This is a genomic window from Halovibrio salipaludis (assembly GCF_002286965.1).
In the GTDB taxonomy this organism is placed as follows: domain Bacteria; phylum Pseudomonadota; class Gammaproteobacteria; order Pseudomonadales; family Oleiphilaceae; genus Halospina; species Halospina salipaludis.
Window position 1 is genome coordinate 1 of record NZ_NSKD01000020.1, and the last position, 2,677, is coordinate 2,677.

A 2,677-nucleotide genomic window follows, 5' to 3' on the forward strand; every position below is an offset into this window, starting at 1 on the left:
GTAAGCGTTCATTCTAAGACACCCTGCCACTCCAGCGAATAGCGCCCTACAGTAGCCTCAAATTCTCCAATACGAGGTTACTACTCCCATGAGCAAACGCCGCACTCCCGAACAATGGCAGGCCCTGGTCGATCAACAGCGAGACAGCGGCTTGTCAGCCATGCAGTTCTGCAAGCAGCAGAGCATCGGCTATGCCAGCTTCTGCAACTGGCGCAAGCGCCTGTCTGATGCGCAGGCTGGCGAGTCCGCTGCTGCCGCTGAGGCGAGTTTTGTGGATCTATCATCACTGATGGGCGCATCGTCATCTTCCGGCTCGGGCTGGAATATTGTGCTGAGCCTGGGCAATGGCGTCGAACTGCGGCTGAGCCAGAACGGATGATCGGGCTCGATAGCCAGGCCCGGATCTGGCTGTGCACCGAGCCCACGGACATGCGCAAGTCCTTCCGGGGGCTGAGTGCGCTGGTGCGTAATCAACTCAACCACGATCCATTGAGCGGCCAGTACTTTGTCTTCATCAACCGGCGCAAGACCCAGATGAAGATGCTGTACTTCAGCCGCACCGGCTATTGCCTGTGGGCCAAGCGTCTTGAGCGCGGCCAGTTCCAGGTGCGTCCGTCAGCGTCTGGCCAGCGAGCGCTGACGCTGGCGGATCTGCAGCTGCTGATCGATGGCATCGAGGTGGAAAAATCTCGCCAATTCAAGCGTTTTTCAGCAGCGTAAGCGACTGGGTTCCGGTATAATGACGCCCATGAAATCAACCGCTTGCACACCCGAACCCAACGCACCGTCTCGCTCGGCCCTGGCCGAGGAAAACGCGCTGCTGCGCGAGCAGGTTCAGGGGATGCAGCGTCAGCTGGATTGGTTCAAGAAACAGTTATTCGGCCCCAAGTCCGAGAAACAGGTCTACGACCTTCCCGGGCAGGACAGCTTGTTCCAGCCGGAGGAAACGCCCGTTCCGGAGAAGGCGCTGGACGATGACAAGCGCACGGTCCGGGCCTATCAACGCGGCACCGGCAAGAAGCAGCGCGATGATGACTGCCTCAACGACAGTGGCCTGCGCTTTAGCGCCGATGTGCCGGTGGAAGTCATCGAGCAGCTGCCGCCGGAGCTGACCGGCCCGGACGCCGATCGGTACGAGATCCTTGGAACCAAGACCACTTACCGGCTGGCCCAGCGATCGGCCAGCTATGTGGTGCTCAAGTGCGAACGCCCGGTGTTCCGCCGCAAAGGCACCGAGAAGCCGGTAACCACCCCGGCGCCGCCCAATGTGCTCGACAACAGCCTGGCCGATGTCAGCCTGCTGGCCGGGCTGCTGGTGGACAAGTTCCAGTTCCACCTGCCGCTGTACCGCCAGCACCAGCGCATCCAACAGGCCGGGGTCACCGTCAGCCGCAGCACGCTGACCAACCTGGTCAAGCGGGCCATCGATCTGTTGCGCCCCATCGTCGATGCCCAGACCGATAATGTGCTGCGCAGCCGGGTGCTGGCCATGGACGAGACGCCGATCAAGGCCGGCCACCAGGGCCGGGCTGGCGCCAAGCCGGGCAAAATGAAATCCGGCTGGTTCTGGCCGTTATACGGCGATGAGGATGAGGTGGTGTTCACCTACTCGAACAGCCGTGGGCGTGGCCACATCGAACGGGTGCTGGCCGAGCAGTTCACCGGCACGCTGATCAGCGACGGGTACGCCGCCTACGCCCGCTATGCCGCAGCACAGGAAGGCGTCACCCATGCCCAGTGCTGGGTACACGCCCGGCGTTACTTCATCGCCGCCCAGAAAGAGCATCCGGAGAAGGCCACCGAGGCGCTGCAGCAGATCGCTCAGCTGTATCACAACGAAGACACGATCCGCGCTGAACAGCTCACTGGCGAGAAGAAGCGCCAGTACCGGCTGGTGCACTCAAAACCCGTGGTCGACGCGTTCTTCCAGTGGTCCCGGGAGCAGCTGGAATGCGGTGGCCTGCTTCCCAGTGATGCGCTGACCAAGGCCGTGAACTATGTCATCAGCCGTGAAGCGAGCCTCACCGTGTTCCTGGAAGATCCAGACGTACAACCGGACACCAACCACCTGGAGCGGGCGCTGCGCCCCATCCCCATGGGCAAAAAGAACTGGATGTTCTGCTGGACGGAACTTGGTGCCGAACACTTGGGCATCATCCAGAGCCTGATCAGCACCTGCAAACTGCACGACATCAACCCGTACACTTATCTGGTGGACGTGTTGCAGCGCATCAGCCAGCATCCGGCCCGAGAGGCGGCGAAACTGACGCCGCGGCGGTGGAAGACGCACTACGCTGACCAACCGCTACGCTCGCTGATCGACCCACGCCACCCGCACAGACAGCCGGAGCCTGTCGCCGATGCGCATTGATGAGATGACCCTCGATCAGTTGCTGGAGCTTAACGAGGCTATCTGCCAGCGTACCGATGAACTCAAAGAGCAGGAAAACCTGCAGGCGCTGAGCCAGCTGCGGGTCGGGCTTAAGGTGACCTTCGAGACTCGCGAGGGACCGGCGTTCGGCATCGTCACCAAGATCAACCGCAAGAGCGTGATCGTGCTCGCCGAAGACGGGACCAAGCAGTACAAGGTCTCGCCGGAATTACTGAAACCGCTTCATGAAGTGAAGTGATCAACTCGCTTGGCGTAGGTCTACCACGTCTTGGAATGAACGCTTAC

The 2,677-nt window shown here is 61.2% G+C and carries 4 protein-coding genes; all 4 read left to right on the forward strand.

Going from position 1 to position 2,677, the window contains the following annotated elements; genetic code table 11:
* Window positions 1-88 precede the first annotated feature (88 nt).
* From tnpA to CK501_RS16600, 4 genes are read left to right on the forward strand one after another with little or no spacing between them, the layout of a single operon-like run.
* Complete coding sequence (tnpA, locus tag CK501_RS16585) at window positions 89-379, forward strand: IS66 family insertion sequence element accessory protein TnpA (RefSeq protein WP_095618820.1); 291 nt, start codon at window positions 89-91, stop codon at window positions 377-379.
* On the forward strand, window positions 376-720 hold the full coding sequence (tnpB, locus tag CK501_RS16590; RefSeq protein WP_095618821.1) for an IS66 family insertion sequence element accessory protein TnpB: 345 nt from the start codon (window positions 376-378) through the stop codon (window positions 718-720). The genes tnpA and tnpB overlap by 4 nt, the downstream gene beginning before the upstream one ends.
* Window positions 721-748: 28 nt before the next feature.
* Window positions 749-2,371 carry an IS66 family transposase gene (gene tnpC / locus CK501_RS16595; RefSeq protein ID WP_269844213.1) on the forward strand — a complete coding sequence of 541 codons (1,623 nt, stop codon included), beginning with the start codon at window positions 749-751 and terminating at the stop codon, window positions 2,369-2,371.
* A complete protein-coding gene (locus CK501_RS16600) occupies window positions 2,361-2,630 on the forward strand; it encodes a hypothetical protein (protein WP_095618822.1) in 270 nt (89 codons plus the stop codon). Before tnpC ends, CK501_RS16600 begins: the two co-directional genes overlap by 11 nt.
* Window positions 2,631-2,677 lie beyond the last annotated feature (47 nt).